The 19,988-nt window shown below is 66.0% G+C and carries 20 protein-coding genes and 1 tRNA gene; 10 read left to right on the top strand and 11 right to left on the bottom strand.

Translation table 11 applies throughout. From position 1 onward, the window contains the following. Nucleotides 1-181: 181 nt before the first annotated feature. Entirely contained in the window at nt 182-343 is a 162-nt protein-coding gene (locus AC628_RS43710; RefSeq protein WP_168193290.1) for a hypothetical protein, read from the top strand. Nucleotides 344-486: 143 nt separating this feature from the next. Here the strand turns inward: AC628_RS43710 and AC628_RS02365 are convergent. Then, nucleotides 487-562, bottom strand: a tRNA-Ile gene (locus AC628_RS02365). A 112-nt stretch (nt 563-674) separates the two neighbouring features. Then, nucleotides 675-1,643: a Bug family tripartite tricarboxylate transporter substrate binding protein gene (locus AC628_RS02360; RefSeq protein ID WP_074125164.1), complete on the bottom strand. Its 969-nt coding sequence runs from the start codon at nt 1,641-1,643 to the stop codon at nt 675-677. 119 nt (nt 1,644-1,762) lie between these two features. Here AC628_RS02360 and AC628_RS02355 point away from each other — a divergent pair, with 119 nt between their 5' ends. Continuing rightward, the gene (locus AC628_RS02355) at nt 1,763-2,731 is read left to right on the top strand and encodes a TAXI family TRAP transporter solute-binding subunit (RefSeq protein WP_074125163.1); all 969 of its coding nucleotides are present in this window, start codon (nt 1,763-1,765) and stop codon (nt 2,729-2,731) included. A gap of 78 nt (nt 2,732-2,809) precedes the next feature. Here the strand turns inward: AC628_RS02355 and AC628_RS02350 are convergent, their stop codons facing one another. Continuing rightward, complete coding sequence (locus AC628_RS02350) at nt 2,810-4,021, bottom strand: ABC transporter substrate-binding protein (protein ID WP_074125162.1); 1,212 nt, start codon at nt 4,019-4,021, stop codon at nt 2,810-2,812. Between the two features lie 183 nt (nt 4,022-4,204). On the opposite strand from AC628_RS02350, the gene AC628_RS02345 reads away from it, so the two are divergent. Further along, complete coding sequence (locus AC628_RS02345) at nt 4,205-5,314, top strand: molybdopterin-binding protein (protein WP_074125161.1); 1,110 nt, start codon at nt 4,205-4,207, stop codon at nt 5,312-5,314. A gap of 9 nt (nt 5,315-5,323) precedes the next feature. Further along, nucleotides 5,324-7,285 (top strand): molybdopterin biosynthesis protein, encoded by a 1,962-nt coding sequence (locus AC628_RS02340; RefSeq protein WP_074125160.1) that lies wholly within the window; start codon nt 5,324-5,326, stop codon nt 7,283-7,285. Between the two features lie 353 nt (nt 7,286-7,638). Here the strand turns inward: AC628_RS02340 and AC628_RS02335 are convergent, their stop codons facing one another. Next, complete coding sequence (locus tag AC628_RS02335) at nt 7,639-7,950, bottom strand: hypothetical protein (protein WP_050426338.1); 312 nt, start codon at nt 7,948-7,950, stop codon at nt 7,639-7,641. Nucleotides 7,951-8,215: 265 nt separating this feature from the next. Between AC628_RS02335 and mobB the strand changes: the two genes are divergently transcribed. The 4 genes from mobB to AC628_RS02315 all read left to right on the top strand — a co-directional run bounded on the left by mobB (nt 8,216) and on the right by AC628_RS02315 (nt 11,414). After that, nucleotides 8,216-8,743, top strand: a complete 528-nt coding sequence (mobB, locus tag AC628_RS02330; RefSeq protein WP_074125188.1) for a molybdopterin-guanine dinucleotide biosynthesis protein B — start codon at nt 8,216-8,218, stop codon at nt 8,741-8,743. Between the two features lie 57 nt (nt 8,744-8,800). Then, on the top strand, nt 8,801-9,070 hold the full coding sequence (locus AC628_RS02325) for a sulfurtransferase TusA family protein (RefSeq protein WP_074125159.1): 270 nt from the start codon (nt 8,801-8,803) through the stop codon (nt 9,068-9,070). Between the two features lie 321 nt (nt 9,071-9,391). Further along, nucleotides 9,392-11,047: an OFA family MFS transporter gene (locus AC628_RS02320; RefSeq protein ID WP_074125158.1), complete on the top strand. Its 1,656-nt coding sequence runs from the start codon at nt 9,392-9,394 to the stop codon at nt 11,045-11,047. Between the two features lie 91 nt (nt 11,048-11,138). Then, nucleotides 11,139-11,414, top strand: coding sequence for a hypothetical protein (locus AC628_RS02315; protein WP_074125187.1), 276 nt, complete (start codon nt 11,139-11,141; stop codon nt 11,412-11,414). A gap of 260 nt (nt 11,415-11,674) precedes the next feature. On the opposite strand, the gene lon is transcribed toward AC628_RS02315, so the two are convergent. From lon to corA, 3 genes are all read right to left on the bottom strand, one after another. Then, nucleotides 11,675-14,053 carry an endopeptidase La gene (gene lon, locus AC628_RS02310; RefSeq protein ID WP_074125157.1) on the bottom strand — a complete coding sequence of 793 codons (2,379 nt, stop codon included), beginning with the start codon at nt 14,051-14,053 and terminating at the stop codon, nt 11,675-11,677. An 11-nt stretch (nt 14,054-14,064) separates the two neighbouring features. Continuing rightward, entirely contained in the window at nt 14,065-14,472 is a 408-nt protein-coding gene (locus AC628_RS02305) for an Hsp20/alpha crystallin family protein (RefSeq protein ID WP_074125156.1), read from the bottom strand. A gap of 180 nt (nt 14,473-14,652) precedes the next feature. Further along, nucleotides 14,653-15,669, bottom strand: a complete 1,017-nt coding sequence (corA, locus tag AC628_RS02300) for a magnesium/cobalt transporter CorA (protein WP_074125186.1) — start codon at nt 15,667-15,669, stop codon at nt 14,653-14,655. Nucleotides 15,670-15,937: 268 nt separating this feature from the next. On the opposite strand from corA, the gene AC628_RS02295 reads away from it, so the two are divergent. Then, nucleotides 15,938-16,213: a hypothetical protein gene (locus AC628_RS02295; RefSeq protein WP_143201404.1), complete on the top strand. Its 276-nt coding sequence runs from the start codon at nt 15,938-15,940 to the stop codon at nt 16,211-16,213. Nucleotide 16,214: 1 nt separating this feature from the next. Further along, nucleotides 16,215-16,379, top strand: coding sequence for a hypothetical protein (locus AC628_RS43705; protein WP_168193289.1), 165 nt, complete (start codon nt 16,215-16,217; stop codon nt 16,377-16,379). A gap of 9 nt (nt 16,380-16,388) precedes the next feature. Here the strand turns inward: AC628_RS43705 and AC628_RS02290 are convergent, their stop codons facing one another. The 4 genes from AC628_RS02290 to AC628_RS02275 form a co-directional block, all read right to left on the bottom strand. Beyond that, a complete protein-coding gene (locus tag AC628_RS02290; RefSeq protein WP_074125154.1) occupies nt 16,389-17,150 on the bottom strand; it encodes a slipin family protein in 762 nt (253 codons plus the stop codon). After that, a complete protein-coding gene (locus AC628_RS02285) occupies nt 17,147-18,544 on the bottom strand; it encodes an NfeD family protein (protein ID WP_074125185.1) in 1,398 nt (465 codons plus the stop codon). Before AC628_RS02285 ends, AC628_RS02290 begins: the two co-directional genes overlap by 4 nt. Before the next feature lie 122 nt (nt 18,545-18,666). Further along, entirely contained in the window at nt 18,667-19,608 is a 942-nt protein-coding gene (dapA, locus tag AC628_RS02280) for a 4-hydroxy-tetrahydrodipicolinate synthase (protein WP_074125153.1), read from the bottom strand. A gap of 8 nt (nt 19,609-19,616) precedes the next feature. Next, nucleotides 19,617-19,871, bottom strand: coding sequence for a hypothetical protein (locus AC628_RS02275; protein WP_074125152.1), 255 nt, complete (start codon nt 19,869-19,871; stop codon nt 19,617-19,619). Between the last annotated feature and the right edge of the window lie 117 nt (nt 19,872-19,988).

The following is a 19,988-nucleotide window of genomic DNA, read 5'->3' as shown; positions in this document are numbered from 1 at the left end:
GGGGCCTCATCCAAAGGTCCTCCCTAGTGGAGGGTTCGCGCAATACGTTAGTGGATTTGCTACCGGGTTGCACTCGGTCCAGAGTCTAATCCGCGATGAAAGGCTTCACTCTGCCGATCTTCGAACAAAATAATAAAATACATAATAATTTCAATTATGTACGGGTTCGGCTTTTTTCCGAATGGCGCGGGATGACTTCGCAGGCGCTTTCGTTGCCGACTTCGTAAATGGCTGCCTAGGCGTCGATCTCAACGCCGAACATGTCGTACTGACGCTGTTGAATGCCATCGCCACCGACCCGGGCCTCGGCGGTCAATCGGCGAGACTGACCCAATCGACGTGACCGGTCGTCATGTACAGATGGCGCCCCGACGCGATCCGGTCGCCCGAAGGTACTGAACGAGTTGTCGCCGATAGGTGGAGAACTCGGCCTCCTCGGGGTTGACGTCGCTCTTCCAGTCGAAGACGACCCCTCCTTGAAATCACTGGTGGGCCCGGCAGGATTCGAACCTGCAACCAGACCGTTATGAGCGGCCGGCTCTAACCATTGAGCTACAGGCCCCGCCGCCTTGCGGGCCGCGGGGGGCGGCCGGCAACGGTGCGGGCTCCGTTTACAGGCTGCGTCGGGTTTCGGCAATGCCGCCCCCGATCCGCCCATGGCGGGCATCCACGCCTCAATCGACCGAGACGCCGGCGAACTCCACCACCTTGCGCCATTTCTCGGTCTCGTCGGCCACCAGTTTGCCGAATTCAGCCGGGGTCATCGGCTTCGGGATGCCGCCTGCCTCGGCGAGGCGCGCCGCGAGCTTGGGGTCCTTCAGGGCCTCGCCGACGGCCTTGTTCAGCGCGTCGACGATCTCCGGCGGCGTGCCCTTCGGCGCGGAGATGCCGTAGAACCCGACCGCCTCGAAGCCCGGCACCGTTTCGGCGATCGCTGGCACGTCGGGCACGCCGGGCCAGCGCTGCGGCGAGGTGACGCCGAGCGCGCGGACGCTGCCGCCGCGCGACTGCTCCAGCGCCGACGGCAGATTGTCGAAGATCAGCTGCACCTTGTTGGAGATGATGTCGGGGAAGGCGATCGCCGATCCCCGGTACGGCACGTGCTGCATGTCGCACTTGGTCATCGCCTTGAACAGCTCGGCCGACATGTGCACCGAGGTGCCGTAGCCGGACGAGGCGTAGGCGATCTTGCCCGGATTGGCCTTGCAATAGTCGATGAACTCCTGAACCGTCTTCACCGGCATCGCATTCGAGACCACCAGCATGTTGGTGAGCTGCATGATGCTGGCGACCGGGGTGGTGTCGCGCAGGAAGTCGTAGGGCAGCTTCTTGTAGAGCGAGGTCGAGATCGCGTTGTTGGGTGCGACGAACAGCAGCGTGTAACCGTCTGCCGGCGAATTGATCGCGGCAGCGGCTGCGATGTTGCCGCCGGAGCCGGTGCGGTTCTCGACCACGAATTGCTGGCCGAAATGATCCGACAGCCACTGGCTCATGATGCGGGCGACGATATCGACGGGGCCGCCGGCGGCAAACCCGATGATCCAACGCACCGGACGGTTCGGATAGTCGGACGCGGACGAGGGCGCCACCGAGGCAATGCAACAAATCAAACCGAGCAAGGCAGCACGTGCGAACCGGAACATCGTCTCTCCCGTCATTTTCTTGTGACTGTTGCCGTCATGGTTTCACAAAACGCTGCCTTTGCCTACGACCCCGCCCGTGCGACGATAGTTGGACTCGTGTGCAATGCTTGAGGCTCGGGATGAAATTCGCTGTTATGATCTGCGCCGGCGCGCTGCTGCTCGCGGGCGGCGCGGCGGCGCAAGAGGGGAGCAAGACCATTTCCAGAACCACGATCAGTTTCGCCACGGCGACGCCGGGTGGCGGCTTTCCGCTATATGGCAATGCGTTCGCCGAGGTGATGAATGCCGCCGATGCGACGCTGTCGATCGAGCCGCGCAATACCAAGGGCTCCAACGAGAACATCCCGCTGCTCGAGGCCGGCAGCGTCGATATCGCAACCGTTGCCGGTGAGCCGTCCTACGAGGCCTTCATGGGCATCGGCCGGCCGAAGGCCACCAGGCTGAAGATCCTCACCGCGATGTATTCGAGCCCGGGCATGTTCGTGGTGCGTGCCGACAGCCCCTACAAGACGATCCAGGATTTGGTCGGCCAGCCCGTCGCGTTCGGCGCCAAGGGCTCGGGCCTGCCGATCCTGTCGCGCTACATCCTCGACGGCATCGGGCTGAAGCAGGACGAGGACTTCAAGTCGATCTATCTCGATCGCGCCGGCGACGGGCCGGCGATGGTCGAGGACGGCCGCGCTGCCGCGCTGTGGGGCGCCGGCATCGGCTGGCCCGGTTTCAGCAGGTTGGCCGAGAGCACGACTGGGGCACGCTTCATTGCGCCGACCGCGGACGAGATCGCCCGCATCCGCGCCAAGCATACGTTCCTCAAGCCGCTGACGATCCCGGCCGGCAGCTACCCGAAGCAGACCGAAGCAATCGCCTCGGTCGGCTCCTGGAGCTACATCCTGGTGCGCGAAAGCCTTCCCGAGGATTTCGCCTACCGGCTGGCGAAGACACTGCACGGTGTCGAGGCTGATTTTTGCAAGAAGCTCGCCCAGGCCTGCGAGACCACGGCGGCGAACACCGTCGCCGCCGCGCCCGACATCAACCTGATCCACCCCGGCGTGCTCAGATATTTCCGCGAGATCGGGGTGGCAAAGTGAAGAGGGCGAATGGCGAGTAGCGAATGGAAGTTGTGATTCATCGCCATCGCTATTCGCCACTCCCTATTCGCTATTGGCCTATTTCTTCACCATCGAACACGCCAGGTCCGGCGGGCCGAACGCGTCCTCGCCCGAGATCTTCGCCAGGATCTTGTAGTAGTCCCACGGATACTTCGACTCGGCGGGCGTCTTGACCTGCACCAGCCAGAGATCGTGCACCATCAGATTGTCCTCGCGCAGCTTGCCGTTGCGGGCGAAGAAATCCTCGACCGGCTTCTCGCGCATCTTGGCCGCGACCTTGAGCGGATCGTCGGTGCCGCTGTCCTTGATCGCGTTAAGATAGGCGGTCACCGAAGAGTAGACGCCGGCCTGCCACATCGTCGGCATCCGGTTCACCTTGGCGAAATAGCGCTTCGACCATTCCCGGGTCTTGTCGTCCATGTCCCAGTAGAACGAGGTGGTCAGCAACAGGCCCTGCGCGGCCGACAGCCCGATCGAGTGGACGTCGGTGATCAGCGCCAGCAGCGCGGCCATCTGCTGCCCGCCGGCGAACACGCCGAACTCGGCGGCGGTCTTGATCTCGTTGGTGTTGTTAGGCGGTCCGCCGGCGATGCCGATGATCTTGGCCTTCGAGGCCTGCGCCTGCAGGATGAAGGACGACAGGTCGGGCGTCGCAAACGGCGGGCGCACCGCGCCGAGCACCTTGCCGCCGTTCTTGGTCACGATCGCGGAGGCGTCCTTCTCGAGCGAGTGGCCGAACGCATAGTCGTCGGTGATGAAGAACCAGCTGTCGCCGCCGCGCTTCACCACCTCCTGCGCGGTGCCGACCGCGAGCGCGCGGGTGTCGAACACCCACTGCATGGCGTAGGGCGAGCAGAACTTGCCATGGAAATCGGTCGCGCCGGTCGAGTGGGTGATGAACAGCTTCTTCTTCTCGTTGGCGATGTTCTGCACTGCGAGGCCGACCGCCGAGACCGGCACGTCGACGATGAGGTCGACCTGATCGACGTCATACCAGCGCCGCGCGATGGTCGCGCCGATGTCCGGCTTGAGCTGGTGATCACCGACGATCACCGAGATGGGTTTGCCGAGCACCTTGCCGCCGAAATCATCGACCGCCATCTGCGCGGCGGTGACCGAGCCCTGTCCGGTCGGCGTCGAGGCCGGGCCGTTCATGTCGGTCAGCACGCCGATCTTGACGATGTCGTCGGATACCTGGGCCGATGCGGTCGAGGAGGCCAGCAGCGCGGCTGCGAGCGTCCCGAACACGGCTAGTCTGGTGGCGATCATTCTGTCTCCCTCCTGAACCGGCGCATTGGCCATTATGGTTGTCCCGGGCCTCTGGAACCCGGTTATATTGGTTTCTTTTGCAACTATATTGGGGGCTCCGTCAACGCGCCATCGGTCTAATGACGCAGGCCCGGACCGGTGCGAGGCAGTTTCTTTCGGGGCCGATTCAGTCCATAGCGGGCCATGGTCACTGCCCAGCGTCTTCCGGCTTCGCTCACCCCGCTCGATGCGGCGCTGGCCGCCGTGCTCCGCGACCTCGTGCCGGTCCAGCCGATCGAGCTGCCGCCGGCCGACGCCTTGCGATGCATTGCCGCCGAGATGCCGGCCTTGCGCGCCTATCCGCCGCATGATGTCGCCGTGGGCGACGGCTGGGCGATGCGCGCCAATGACTTGGTCGGTGCGTCCTCCTATGCGCCGTTGCCGCTCGCCGCGCTCCCGGTCTGGGTCGAGGCCGGCGCGGCGATGCCCGACGGCACCGACTGCGTGGTCGATGCCGATGCCGTCGATAGCTCCGGTCCGCTTCCGCAGGTGCTCGCCGAAGCCATCCTGGGGCAGCGCGTCCGGCGTGCCGGCAGCGACATTGCCGCCGGGGGTCCTGTGATCGCAGCGGGAGAGCCGTTGCTGCCGCGTGGTCTGCTGCTCGCACGCGCGGCCGGGCTGGACCTGTTGCTTGTGCGACGGCCCCGGCTTCGCATCGTCAACATCTCCAACGGTGAGCTGACCGCGCAGCTGATCGCTGACACTGCGCAGTTCGCGGGCGCTGCAATCGTCTGCGCCGAGGCGGCGCCGGATGTGACCGCGATTGCCAACGCGCTCGCGGCACATGATTGCGACCTGATCATCACGATCGGCGGCACCGGCGTTGGCCGCTCGGATGCGGCAGTGAATGCTATAGCAACGCGCGGCACGCTGATCGCGCATGGCATTGCCCTGCAGCCCGGCCGCACCGCGGCGGTCGGCCGGATCCATGCAACGCCGGTCGTCGCTCTGCCGGGCGCGCCGGATCAGGCTTTCGCGGCCTGGTGGGCGATTGCGCTTCCCCTGCTCGATCGCCTGTCGGGCCGGCGCCCGCGCCAGACGCTGGCGCTGCCGCTGGAACGCAAGATCGCCTCCGGCGTCGGGATGGCTGAGGTCGTGCTGCTGACGCGTGAAGAGGGGAGCTGGGCCACGCTTGCGATCGCCGACCTGTCGCTCGACGCCATCGCGCGCGCCGAAGCCCTGCTGATCGTGCCTGGCGCTTCCGAGGGCTTCGCTGCGGGCACGATCGTTGATGCCTATATGTTGCGGGAGTGAGTTCCCGAGATGACCAATATTTTCACGCCGAAACCCAATCCCTCCGTCGAGCAGGACCAGTTCCTGACCATCCTGTCGCGCGAGGAGGCGATTGCGCGCTTCGAGGCGGCGCTGTTCCCGCGTCAATTGCCGTCGGAGACGCGGCGGCTCGCCGATGCGCTCGGCCGTGCGCTGGCCGAGGACGTAGTGGCGCCGATCGACGTGCCGCCATTCGATCGCTCCAATGTCGACGGCTTTGCGGTGCGCTCGGCCGATCTCGCGCGCGCTGGCGAGGGCGCGCCGGTGCAGCTCATATTGAACGGCGAGACCATTTCGTGCGGCACCACGCCGACCCGGGCTGTGGTTCCGGGCACCGCGACCGCGATTGCGACCGGCGGCCCGGTGCCGCGCGGCGCCGACGCGATCGTGATGGTCGAGCACACCCAACCCGCCGGCCAAGGGGGCGGCAACGACGCGATTGAGGTCCGGCGTGCGGCATCGCCCGGACAGTTCGTGTCCTATGCCGGCTCCGACATCGCACGCGGCGAGGCACTGCTGCGCGCGGGAACGATCATCGGGTCGCGCGAGATCGGCATGCTCGCGGCCTGCGGCATCGCCGAAGTTGCGGTGGTACGCCGTCCGCGCGTTGCGATCCTCTCCACCGGCGACGAGCTGGTGCAGCCGGGCGAGGTGCTGCGGCCGGCCGCGATCTACGACACCAATGGTGCGATCGTCACCGCGGCGATTGCCGAGAACGGCGGTGACGCGTCGTTCCTCGGTGCCATCGTCGACAATGAGGCGATGCTGGAAGCCGCAATGCGCAAGGCATTGGCTGACAGCGACATGCTGGTGCTGTCGGGCGGCACCTCCAAGGGCGCGGGCGACGTCTCGCACCGGATCATCGGACGGCTCGGCAAGCCCGGCATCATTGCGCATGGCGTGGCGCTCAAACCCGGCAAGCCGCTGTGCCTTGCGGTCTGCGACGGCAAGCCGGTGGTGATCCTGCCGGGCTTTCCGACCTCGGCGATGTTCACCTTCCACGACATGATCGTGCCGGTGCTGCGGCGGTTGGCCGGCCTGCCGCCGCGCTCGGATGCCAAGGTGGCGGCGAAGGTGCCGGTGCGCATCGCCTCCGAGCTCGGGCGCACCGAGTTCGTGATGGTGTCGCTGGTCGAAGGCACCGACGGCTTGATCGCGTATCCCGGCGGCAAGGGCTCGGGCGCGATCACCTCGTTTGCGCAGGCCGACGGCTTCCTGAAGATCGAGGCGCTTGCCGACCAGTTGCCGGCCGGCAGCGAGGCCGAGGTGACGCTGTTCACGCCGCATGTGCGGGTGCCAGACTTGGTCATCGTCGGCAGCCATTGCACCGGGCTAGATCTCGTCACCGCGCCGCTGGTGCATGCCGGACTTGTGGTGCGCTCGATCGCAGTCGGCAGTCTCGGCGGCCTCGCCGCAGCCAAGCGCGGCGAATGCGATCTCGCCCCGATCCATCTGCTCGACGACAAGACCGGGACCTACAACACACCGTATCTGGCCGAGCGACTCGAGCTGGTGCCGGGCTGGCGACGCATGCAAGGCATCGTGTTCCGCCAGGACGACACGCGCTTTGCCGGCCTGAGCGCAGAGCAGGCGATGCGCGCCGCGCTCGCCGATCCCGCCTGCATCATGGTCAACCGCAACCAGGGCGCCGGCACCCGTATCCTGATCGATCGTCTGCTGGCAGGCAGCCGGCCCGACGGCTACTGGAATCAGCCGCGCTCGCACAACGCCGTTGCGGCCGCGGTGGCGCAGCATCGCGCCGACTGGGGCATGACCATCGCGCCGGTCGCGCACGCGTCCGGGCTCGGTTTCATTCCGCTCGCCGAAGAGCATTATGACTTCGCGCTGGTGACGGCGCGCAAGCAACGGCCCGCAGTGCAGGCCTTTCTCGACGCGCTGGCATCGGAGGAGGGCCGCGCTGCGCTGACGGCGGCGGGGTTCAGGCCGGCGTAGACGGTCGTCGTTGGTGCCGGCATGTGTTTGGCTCGCGATTGCCACAATCACCGCTGTCGTCCCTGCGAAAGCAGGGACCCGTACGCCGCGGCGGATGTTGTTGTCGGGACTCGTCGTTCCAACCTCGTTCAGCAACCACCATTTGTGGTTATGGGTCCCTGCTTTCGCAGGGACGACGATGAGGATGGTTCTCGATTCAAGATGTAAAACGGCGCGCTGTCATCACCCGTGCATGCGGTGATCCAGTATTCCAGAGACGGCAGTGCTTGAGCCGAGAGGCCGCGGCGTACTGGATCGCCCGGTCGAGCCGGGCGATGACAGATGCGGGTGGGGACGCAGCTTCGCGATCCGGCTCAGTGCCGCATGGCGGTCTCCACGAACTCCAGCACGGAGCGCGGGACCTCCTCGTATTCGACGAAACGGCGCCGAAGCTCGTCGGCAATGTCGGTCGTCACGTCGCGGGACCATCCCTCGTTGGTATTGAAGGCCACGATGCGGACCGGATGGCTGTACTGGTCATCCAGCAGACGGCGGATCAGCGTCTTCCGGTCGGCGCCTTCTTCGTCGGTTTCGCACCAGGCGCGGCCAAGCCGGCCGAAATCGTTCAGCACCAGATAGGTGTCGTGGTCGATTTGATGCGGCACGATCGAAGGCGAGCGCGGCATAGGTGGTCTCCGATGATGCAATTTTATCGCGTTCCGGTCGCGCCGCGCAGTGGAAACTTCGAGGTATATCCGTTGGACCGACGTCGGCCCGGCGCGGCGGATCAGTCCGGCTGCCGTGGCCCGTCCGCTGCCGTTCAGCCCCGAGAAGCTCTGAAGGCGACCCCAGGGACGGGCGGCCCGGCCAAATCCGCCGGCAAGGCTGGCATGACATTGCGTCAGCGCTGATATAAGCAGCATTGGACGTTAGATGTCTTCGGAGACGCGGATGAAAGTGATTGGCCTCGCGGGGTGGAGCGGCGCCGGAAAGACCACCCTGCTGTCGCGGGTGATCCCCCATCTGCTGGGCCGGGGCTTACGCGTCTCCGTGATCAAGCACGCCCATCACGAATTCGATGTCGACGTGCCCGGCAAGGACTCCTGGGTGCATCGGCAGGCCGGCGCGACCGAGGTGCTGGTGTCCTCGACCCGGCGCTGGGCGCTGATGCACGAGTTGCGCGGCGCCAGCGAGCCGCGGCTGCCGGAATTGCTCGCCAAGATGGCGCGCGTCGACCTGGTCGTGGTCGAGGGATTCAAGCGCGAGCCGGTCAGCAAGATCGAGGTGTATCGCGCCGCCAACGGCAAGCCGCTGCTGTTCCCCGACGACCCGCGCGTGGTCGGGATCGCCAGCGATGTTGCCGTTAAGACCACGTTGCCGGTCGTGCATCTCGATGACATCGAGGACGTGGCCGAATTGATGCTGCGTTCGGCGATTCCGGTCGACGATGTGCTCGCGTCGGCCTCGGCCGAAAACTGAGCAGGGTGGGATGATGCTTCCGTTGACGATGCGCAGCCGCTTCGCCATGGTCGCGCCATGACGACGACCAAACTCGATCTCACTGGCCTGAAATGCCCGCTGCCCGCGCTGAAGACGCGCAAGGCGCTCAGGGGCGTAACGGCGGGAGATTTCCTCGAAGTGCACTGCACCGATCCGCTTTCGGTGATCGACATCCCGGCCCTGATCCAGGAGACCGGCGACAGGGTCGAGATCACCGAACGAAGCGATGTCCGGATCGTTTTTCTGATCGAGAAGGCGAATGGTACGATAGACAATCTAAATGCTGCAGCGCCGCGTACGCGCTAGATGCAACTTGATATCTACCATTTGCCTATCGACACCTATTTTCCATTCTGCGCGAATTGATAATCTCCGCCGGATCGCGGAGGTGGAGTTGTGCCCGGATGTGGGTACATCGGCGGACAACGGCCGGCCTGCGTCCAGTTCAGGCTGCACGGCTTGGCATATCCGATCGTATTGGGGGTTAACATTCCCGGAATGCGCGTGGTTGGTCCCGGCGCATCGAGGGAATGTGCGGCGCAGCTGCCTGACGGCGGCCGCAAGGGCTGAGACGGGATCGAAGACGCAGATGCGCCTGACGTAATGGCGGCTGCAGGGGAGGTATCAATGACCGCAGTGAGCAGCGCCGGACGCGTGTCCGCGGCAGGCGCAGGTTTCCTCGACAAGGAACACACGATCGCGACCGCCGGCTTCAATCGCTGGCTGGTGCCGCCGGCCGCGCTGTGCATCCATCTGTGCATCGGCATGGCCTATGGCTTCTCGGTGTTCTGGCTGCCGCTGTCGCGCGCGATCGGGCTGACCGCGCCGAAGGCGTGCCCCGACATTTCGCTGGCCCAGGAGCTGTTCACCACCACTTGCGACTGGAAGGTGGCCAGCCTCGGCTGGATGTTCACGTTGTTCTTCGTGCTGCTCGGCGTCTCCGCCGCGATCTGGGGCGGCTGGCTCGAGAAGGTCGGTCCGCGCAAGGCCGGCTTCGTCGCGGCGTTGTGCTGGGCCGGCGGTCTCGTGATCGGCGCACTCGGCGTCTACACGCACCAGCTCTGGCTGATGTGGCTCGGCTCCGGCGTGATCGGCGGTGTCGGCCTCGGCCTCGGTTACATCTCACCGGTGTCGACGCTGGTCAAATGGTTCCCCGACCGCCGCGGCATGGCGACCGGCATGGCCATCATGGGCTTCGGCGGTGGCGCGATGATCGGCGCACCGCTGGCTGACAAGCTGATGAACTATTTCAAGACCCCGACCTCGGTCGGCGTCTGGGAAACCTTTCTGACCATGGCGGCGATCTATTTCGTGTTCATGACGATCGGTGCGTTCCGCTACCGCATTCCACCGGCCGGCTGGCAGCCTGAGGGCTGGACACCGCCGTCCAAGGCCAACGCGATGATCTCGACCAAGAACGTGCATCTCGACAACGCGCACAAGACGCCGCAATTCTGGCTGATCTGGTGGGTGCTCTGCTTGAACGTGTCGGCCGGCATCGGTGTGATCGGCATGGCCTCGCCGATGCTGCAGGAGATCTTCGCCGGCAAGCTGATCGGGCTGCCCAGCGTTCCCTTCAATGCGCTCGATGCCTCGCAGAAGGGACAGATCGCGGCGATCGCGGCCGGCTTTGCCGGCCTGCTGTCGCTGTTCAACATCGGCGGCCGCTTCTTCTGGGCGTCGCTGTCGGACAAGATCGGCCGCAAGAACACCTACTACACGTTCTTCATTCTTGGCATCGTGCTCTACGCGCTGGCGCCGACCTTTGCCGTGATGGGATCGAAACTGCTGTTCGTGCTCGGCTTTGGCATCATCCTATCGATGTATGGCGGCGGCTTCGCCACTGTGCCGGCCTATCTCGCCGACATGTTCGGTACCCAGTTCGTCGGCGCGATCCACGGCCGCCTGCTGACGGCGTGGTCGACCGCCGGCATTATCGGCCCCGTCGTGGTGAACTACATCCGTGAATTCCAGCTTGCCGCCGGCGTTCCGCGCGACCAGCTCTACAACACTACGATGTACATCCTGTGCGCCATGCTGATCGCGGGCCTGATCTGCAACTACCTGATCAAGCCGGTCGATCCGAAGTGGCACATGAGCGACGCCGAGGTCGCCAAGTTACAGGACGCGAGTGCCAGCGCCGCCGCGGCCGGGCCGCACGGCTCCTACGGGATCGGGTTTGGCGGGCTCGATGCCAAGGCTGCGCTGTTCTGGCTGTTCGTCGGCATTCCGCTGGCCTGGGGCGTCTACATGACGCTGCTCAGCGCGGTCAAAATTCTCTGATCGCGACAATCATCGCCGCAGGTTGCCGATGCTCCGGCGCCTGCGGCGTTCGCTTTATTTCAATGAACAGAAATGGGATTGGGGGATGTCAATGTCTTGCACCCGGATTTGCCTTGCCGCCGCGCTGCTCGCCGCAGGGCTTCATGCCGCGTCGGCCCAGACCACGGCGCCGGCCGCGCCGGCACCGGCCACCACGACGGCCAAGCCGTCGAAGATGAAGCTGACAATGGAGAGACTGAAGGAGATGAGGGCGCAGTGGCGCGCCAACAAGCCCAGGCTGAAGGCCTGCCGGAAAGAGGTGAAGCAGAAGGGCCTGACCGGCGACGATCGCTGGTTCTACATTTCAGATTGCATGGGCAAGAGCTGAGCGCCGGCGCTCTGAATGCGTCGAGCGTTGAGAGAGCACGCCGTGTGGCACCCCTCTCCCTAACCTTCCTCCGCAAGGGGGAGGGAACCCTTCCGCCTCGGGCTCCCTTACACACGCACAACGCAACGCTTCGTATGGACGGCGGTGAGGTGAATACGCTTCCCGGGCTCCCTCCCCCCTTGCGGGGGAGGGTTGGGGGAGAGGGGTAAGCCGCGAGCGAGATGACCGATGCGGAGCGTCACCCTCGCAGCCGCTGGCAATCACTCCGCCGCGGCGGGCGTCGCCTTGGCGGGCTCGAGCGCGGCGGCGATCGCCTCGTCGACCCGTTCGAGCCAGATGAACTCCAGCTTGGCGCGGGCGCCGGCGGGGATGTCGTCGTAGTCGCGCTTGTTGCGCGCCGGCAGCATCACCCGGGTCAGGCCGGCGGCTGCGGCGGCGACCACCTTCTCCTTGATGCCGCCGACCGGCAGCACGAGGCCGCGCAGCGAGATCTCGCCGGTCATCGCGGTGTCGCTGCGCACCGTGCGGTCGGTCAGCAGCGAGGTGAGGGCGGTGAACATCGCGACACCTGCGCTCGGGCCGTCCTTCGGCGTCGCGCCGGCAGGGACGTGGACGTGGATGTCGCTCCTCTCGAAGATCGCCGGGTCGATGCCGAGCTGCGATGCACGGCCCTTCACCAGCGTCAGCGCCGCCTGCACGCTCTCGCGCATGACATCGCCGAGCTGTCCGGTGATGGTCAGTCCGCCGCGGCCCGGCGTGCGCGAGGCCTCGATGAACAGGATGTCGCCGCCGACCGGGGTCCAGGCAAGGCCGGTGGCAACGCCGGGGATGCTGGTGCGCTGCGCGATCTCGTTTTCGAACCTGGGCTGGCCGAGCAGCGACACGATGTCCTTCGGCGCGATCGTGACGTGGCTGGTGCTGCCTTCGGCGATCTGCACCGCGACGTTGCGCAGCACCTTGCCGATCTCGCGCTCGAGATTGCGGACGCCGGCCTCGCGGGTGTAGCTCTTGATGATCAGCCGCAGCGCGTCCGGATCGATCTCGACCTGCTCGGCCTTGATGCCGTTGGCCTCGAGCTGGCGGCGCACCAGATAGCGCTTGGCGATCTCGAGCTTCTCGTCCTCGGTGTAGCCGGCGAGGCTGATCAGCTCCATGCGGTCGAGCAGCGGGCCGGGCACGCCATCCAGCATGTTGGCGGTGGCGATAAAGACGACGCGCGACAGGTCGAACGGCACGCCGAGATAATTGTCGCGGAACGTGCCGTTCTGCTCGGGGTCGAGCACCTCTAGCATCGCCGCCGACGGATCGCCCTGGATGCCGCGGCCCATCTTGTCGATCTCGTCCAGCATCATCACGCAATTGCGCGCGCCGGCCTTCTTGATCGCCTGGATGATGTTGCCGGGCAGCGCGCCGATATAGGTGCGGCGATGGCCGCGGATTTCGGCCTCGTCATGCACGCCGCCGAGCGAGACGCGGACGAACGGCCGCGACATCGCGCGCGCGATCGATTGCCCGAGCGAGGTCTTGCCGACGCCGGGCGGTCCGAGGAAGCAGAGGATCGGCGCCTTGCCGCCGGGCGCGAGCTTGCGTACCGCGAGATACTCGATGATGCGGCTCTTGATCTTCTCGAGGCCATAATGGTCCTGGTCGAGGATCTTGCGCGCCTCGGCGATGTCGATCGGCTTTTCCTCCGGAATGCTCCAGGGCAAATCGATCAGCCAGTCGAGATAGCTGCGCACCATGCCGGATTCGGCCGCCGCCTCCGGCATCCGCTCGTAGCGGCGCAGCTCCTTCTGCGCCTGGCTCTCGGCCTCCGGCGGCATCTTGGCTTCCACAATCGCCTTGGTGAGCTCGGCGACTTCAGCCGCCTTGCCGTCGCCTTCGCCGAGCTGGCGCTGAATGGTCGCCATCTGCTCGCGCAGGATCGCCTCGCGCTGCCGCTCGTCGAACACGGCCTTGGTCTTCTGCCCGATCTCCTGGCTCAGCCTCAGCACCTCGATGCGCTCGCCGAGATGACGCGAGACCTTGTCCATGCGCGCGACGAGGTCGATGGTCTCGAGGATGTCCTGCTTCTCCGCCGGCTTGATGTCCATGTAGGAGGTGGCAAGGTCGGCGAGCGTCGCCGGCGAGGTGGTGCCCTGCAGCGCGGCGATCAATTCGGGCGGCGTTTGCGGCAGCAACTGCGCGGCCTCCAGCGCCTGGCGCTGCAGATTGAGGAAGCGCGCCTCGATCTCGGGCGAAGTGGTGGTCGGCTCCGGAATTTGCAGCACGCGCGCCGCGAGGAACGGCGTGCCGGGCAGATAGTCGAGCACGCGCATGCGCTGCACGCCCTGGCAGACCAAGTGGTGCGTGTCGTCGGCGCCGGTGATGTAGCGCACGATGTTGGCGACGGTGCCGACGCGGTAGAGCCCGTCCGGGCCGGGATCGTTGTTCTCGGGATCGCGCTGCAGCAGGATGCCGATCGGCCGCTGCTCGCGCACCGCCTGCTGGGCGGCGGCGATCGAGGTCGCGCGCGCGATCGTGATCGGGATGATGACGTCCGGAAACAGCACGGTGTTGCGCACCGGGACGATGATCGTCGCGTCGCTGGGGATTGGCGCCGAGGTCGATGCCGGGCTTGAAATGTCTGATGCAGCCATGGCGAAATCCTCTAGCTCGATTTTCCGAGCCGCAGGCCGACGCAGCCATGCGCGGCAAAGCGGCTGATGGTGTAGCGGCCGGTCGGCAGCGCGATGCGGCGTTCGAAGCGGCCCTGCGGCAGCTCGAGGCGCAGGATGCGGGCGTTGCGCAGCTCGGAGGGCAGGGTGCGGCGGCCGGAGATCACCAGCGTGCCGCTATCGAGCGCGGCCTCGACCTCGTCGGGATCGACCCCGGGCAGCGCGACCAGGATCAGGATCTCCTGCTCGGTCTCGATCACGTCCATCGGCGGCTCCCAGCTCGGCTCGCTGGTGCCCCCGCGCGGGTGCAAATTGAGGAAGCTCTGGTGCAACCGTTCGGCGCGGGCGAGCGCCTCGATCGCGTCTGTGAGCATCCAGTTGGTCTGATCCTTGGGCCGCATCGGCAGTCTCCACGTCGCATTGGGAGGCAACGTTACCGGTCTTGCAGCCGACCGTAAACCGGTGGCTCCGGGCGCTGCCGAGCGGCGGCAGGATTGTCCAAAAATGTCACGATTTGCCGCATGGCTGCGATGCGCCGCAGCGATTTGCGTGGGCCGGGTTGGCTCAATGTCGGTCGCGGCCTACAGCCAGCCCGAACGCCTGAACCGCCAGAACAGCGCGCCGCATGCGGCCAGCATCAGGCCCATCACGACGAAATAGCTGTACTCCCATTGCAGCTCCGGTATGTACTTGAAATTCATGCCGTAGATGCCGGCGACGGCGGTCGGCACCGCGACGATCGCAAGCCAGGAGGCGAGCTTCTTGGAGATCGCGGTTTCCTGGGCCTGACCGACCAGCAGGCTGGCTTCAAACGCAAAGGCGAGCACCTCGCGCAGCGAGTCGATCCGCTCCTGGATGGTGCGGACATGATCGGTGACGTCGCGGAACAGCGGGCGCATCGTGACGCGCACCATCGGCAGGTCGTCGCGCTCAAGCCTGCGGCAGACTTCGACGAGCGGCCCGACCGCGTTGCGCAGCCGCAGCAGGTCGCGTCGCAGCAGGTAGAGCCGTTCGATCTGCCCCCGCGTCATCGCGCTCGCCAGCACCTCGGCCTCCATCCTCTCGACCTCGTCCTGGATGGTCTCGAGCACCGGCGAGTAGTTGTCGACGATGAAATCGAGGATGGCATAGAGGATGTAGTCCTCGCCGCGGGCAAGCGCGCGCGGGCAGCTCTCGCAGCGTTCGCGGACCGTCGCGTAGGATGTCGAGGCGCCGTGGCGCACCGAGACGATGTAGCCCTCGCCGACGAACAGATGCGTCTCGCCGAACGAGATGTTCTCGCCCTCGAGCTGCGCGGTGCGCGCTACGATGAACAGCGCGTCGCCATACTGCTCGATCTTCGGCCGCTGATGCGCGTGATCGGCGTCCTCGATCGCGAGGTCGTGCAGCTGGAATTGCCGCTGCAGGCTTTTCAGCAGCGTCATGTCGGGTTCGTGCAGGCCGATCCACACCACGTGATCCGGCTTGTTGCGCCAGCTCGCGGCTTCGTCGATCGCGATATTGGCGACGCGTCGGCCCTCGACATAGGCGCCTGCCGCGATCACGCCATCGGAGTGGACGGGCCCGGCGGTTGCGCCATTTGGCGATACGAGGTCCATGGTCTCCACCCTCGACGCGGCCATCGGAATCCGCGTGACGACAATTCGCAATCAAAAAGGCTAGCACCGAATAGAAGCTGGTCAACACGCGTCGGGACGTCGCGTTCCGCCTCGCCGGTGACGTCACGACGGGTTGCCAGGGGCTGGCCGGTCCTTATGCGGCTCCTATGCCGCACCGCGGCGTACCCTCTCGAATTCCTACGTCCGTCCCAGCATCTTTTGCCATGACGCGGTGCGCTGGCGCGCGCCGCCGACAGGAAGGTGGGACATGACCTTGCTCCGTTTGCACGACGTCCGGCCGCACGGCTCGGCCGGTGCTGTCGGCCCGGTCCTGAGGCGGGCCATCCGGCGGATCGGCGTGGCCTTCAGGACGATTCACCGCGCGATTGCGGCCGCCAAGATCCATCGGCTGCGCAACGAGCTGCTGCTGCATCGTGGCCATGAGGATTGGGCGCGGACCCATCTCAATGCTGGCACGCCCGGCGGCGATGCCGAGAGATATCCGCGGGCACCGGTCGTGCTCGGCGAGAAGTGGGACTACTGAGATGCGCGCAGCGTCATTCATCGCCGCCGTGCTGCGCCGCGCCGCAGACGGGCTGCTCAAATTCCTGGCCTGGATCGGCGAGGAGCCGATCGGCGGCTACCGGCCCGAGGCGCATTACATGCGCGGCCCGGGGCCGGCCTGGCGCGCCAAGCATCTCGGGCATTAGCAAGCCGGATCACGTCGCTTCACGTCGCGGCGCCAGGTGATCGAGCAGGTTCATCGGCAGCGGGAATACCACGGTTGAGGAACGTTCGCCGGCAATGTCATGCAGTGCCGCGAAATAGCGGAGCTGCATCGCCTGCGGCTCCTGGGCGAGGATCCGGCCGGCCTCGACCAGCTTCTCGGCGGCCTGCTGCTCGCCCATCGCGTTGATCACCTTGGCGCGCCGCAGCCGCTCCGCCTCGGCCTGCTTGGCGATCGCCCGCACCATGGTCTCGTTGATGTCGATGTCCTTGATCTCGACCGCGGTGACCTTGATGCCCCAGACGTCGGTCTGCTTGTCGAGGGTCTCCTGGATGTCGGCGTTCAGCTTGTCGCGTTCGGCGAGCATCTCGTCGAGCTCGTGCTTGCCGAGCACCGAGCGCAGCGTGGTCTGGGCCAGCTGGCTGGTCGCCGCCATGTAGTCGCCGACCTTGATGATGGCGCGCTCGGGATCGACGATGCGGAAGTAGAGGACGGCGTTGACCTTGACCGAGACGTTGTCGCGGGAAATGACGTCCTGCGGCGGGACGACCTGCACCATCACCCTGAGATCGACCTTCACGAGCTGCTGCACCACCGGAATCAGGATGATCAGCCCCGGGCCCTTCACCCCGGTGAAACGGCCGAGCGTGAAGATGACGCCGCGCTCGTACTCGCGCAGCACCCGCACCGCCTGGGTCAGGAAGATGATTACGAGCAGCGCGACCGCCCCGTAGGTGAAAAAATCAAGCATCATGCTGTACCTCCTTCGCCGGCGGATGCCGGCGCACGCCGCACGACCAGCGTCAAATCGATGATGTTCGCGACCTCGACCGTTTCTCCCGCCTTGAAGGTCTCGGTGCCGCGCGCTTGCCAGCGCTCGCCATTGGTGAAGACGTGGCCTGATGTCTCGGACCAGTCGAGAACTTCGGCCGATAGCCCGCGCATGGCTTGCGCACCTGTCCGCAGCGGGCCGTTGCGCGCTCGGCGCAGCGCCCCCAGCACGACGAGGATGAGCCCGGTGAACATCGCCGCCACGATGGTAATGAGCGGCCACGACAGGCGGTATCCGGGCGCCTCGATCCGGAACAGCATGGCGGCTCCCAGCACGAAGGCGACGATGCCGCCAAGGCCGATCACGACGGTCGGGTTGAAGGCCTCGATCGCGAGCAGCGCGATCCCGACCAGCATCAGGGCGAAGCCGGCGTAGTTGATCGGCAGCATGTTGAGCGCGTAGAGGCCGACCAGCAGGCAGATCGTCCCGACCACCCCGGGCGCGACGGCGCCGGGCGACATGAACTCGAAGATCAGGCCGTAGATCCCGACCATCAGCAGCACGAACGCGATGTTGGGGTCGGTGATGACTGCGAGCACGCGCGAGATCCAGGTGGGATCGATGGCTTCGATCACGTCATCCCTGGTCGCCAGGCGCTGCGTCTTGCCGCCGGCAAGCTCCACCGTCCGGCCATCGATCTGCCTGAGCAGGTCGGCCGGATCATGCGCGATGAATTCGACGACATGGGCCTGCAGCGCGGCGTTGGTGGAGAGAGTGGCGGCATCGCGCACCGCCTTCTCGGCCCAGTCGGCATTGCGGCCGCGCAATTCGGCCAGGCTGCGGATGAAAGCGACGGCGTCATTCGTCACCTTCGCCGTCATGGCATCTTTCGGCTCGGCAGGGCTGCTTCCGTCCTTCTGCTCCTTGCCGCCCTTGTCCGGCGTGCTGCCTGGCAGGCCCGGCAGCGGGCCGCCGATCTGCACCGGCGTCGCGGCGCCGATATTGGTGCCGGGCGCCATGGCCGCGAGGTGGGTCGCGTAGAGGATGTAGGTCCCGGCGCTTGCGGCATGGGCGCCGGAGGGAGCAACGTAGCCGATAACGGGAACGGGCGAGGCCAGCACGTCGGTGATGATCTCGCGCATGCTGGTGCTGAGACCGCCCGGCGTATTCAGGCGCAGGATGACGACCTCGGCGTGCCGTTCGGCCGCCTTGGCCAGGCCGTCCTTGACGTAGCTGGTCGCTGCCGGCCCGATCGCGCCATCGATCGAAATGGTCAGGGCAAGGCGGTTGCTGTCCGCGGCCGTACCGGGACGGATGGGGACAACCAGAGCGACCAGTGCAATCGCCACAACGAGAGCCGCCTTGAAGGTCTGCACGGCAAGCACTCCCTTGCCGTGGATATGGGGCGCGGTTCCGGAACCTCAATATGGCGCGGCGTCACGGCCGATGTCGGCACGTGGCATTGTGCATTGCGATGGCTTGCGGCCGCTCGGCGAACTCACTGCGCCGCTGCAAGATACTCGTCGGCAAGCGCCGCCATCGCCTGCGCGACCTCGGCCTTTGCCGTTGCACCCAGCTGCACGATCGGCAGCCGCGTCGCCGGCTGCATGAAGCCCAGCAGCGCCAGTGCGAATTTCAGGGCGGCAGGATGCTCCCGCTCCAGCAGGGCTGCGAGCGGCACCAGCCGCTGATGCAACTCCCGCGCCTGATACAACCGGCCCGCGCGGAAATGCCGGTAAACGGCCACGTAGAGATCGGACGCGACGTTCGCGACAGTCGAGATGCAGCCGTCGCCACCGGCGGCGAGCCAGGCCAGCGATGAATGATCGTCGCCGGTCAGCATCCGGAATGTGGCGGGCAGGCGCTGGCGCAGGCGTGTGAGGCGGGCGACGTCGCCGCCGCCGTCGCGCAATCCCGCGAAGCGCGGCGATGCGGCGAGTTCGAGCAGCGTCTCGTCCGCGAGGCCCTTCACGGTCCGCGACGGAATGTCGTGCAGGATCACCGGCAGTGTCGTGGCCGCGGCGACGTCGCGGAAATGCGCCGCCATGCCCCGTGGCATCGGCCTGTTGTAGTAAGGCACGACCGACATGATGGCATCGGCGCCGGCCGCTTCGGCAGCCCTTGTGAACGCGACGGCGCGATCCGTCGCGTTCGATCCGGCGCCGGCGATGATTCGCGCCCGCTTGCGCGCGACGCGGGCGGCGATCTCGACGAGCTGCACGCGCTCAGCGGGCTCCAGCGTCGCGTTTTCGCCCGCGGTCTCGCCGACCACCAGCGCCGAGGCGCCGGCCGCGACCTGACGCTCGCACAGCCGGCCGAACGCATCGGTGTCGATCTCGTCCCGGTGGTTGAAGGGGGTCGGAAGATCGGGGATGAAGCCCGACAGCCATTCGGCCGAATCAGCCTTCGATGCCCATCTCGATGTTATCTGCGGGATCATGGGGTGGCTCAGGCCACGCGGCTCGCGGGGACGGGCGCGGTCTCGCCGCTCGTATCGAGCTCGATCTCACGCGACAGCTCGACGATCATTTCGGGATGCTGGCCGTTCTCGAACAGCGCGTATTTGACGGCCTGGGCGCGGTTGACGAACAGGCCGCCATAGAGGCCGTTCTGTTGCTGGGCGACCCACTGGCCGCGGCGGTTGCGGCCGATGAAGACGATGGTGGACGCTGCGCTACACGAGGGAGGTTCGACGAGTTTCACGGATGTAGTCCTTCTTTTGTTTCTGACGCGTTTTCTTCACGCGAACCGGCATCCACTTCGCTCGAAAACGCTACAGTCACAGTCACGCGAGCAATGTCTGTCTTGCCGGATATGAAA

The organism is Bradyrhizobium sp. NAS96.2 (assembly GCF_001908235.1).
Lineage (GTDB): Bacteria > Pseudomonadota > Alphaproteobacteria > Rhizobiales > Xanthobacteraceae > Bradyrhizobium.
This window is presented reverse-complemented; position numbering and strand designations above follow the sequence as displayed.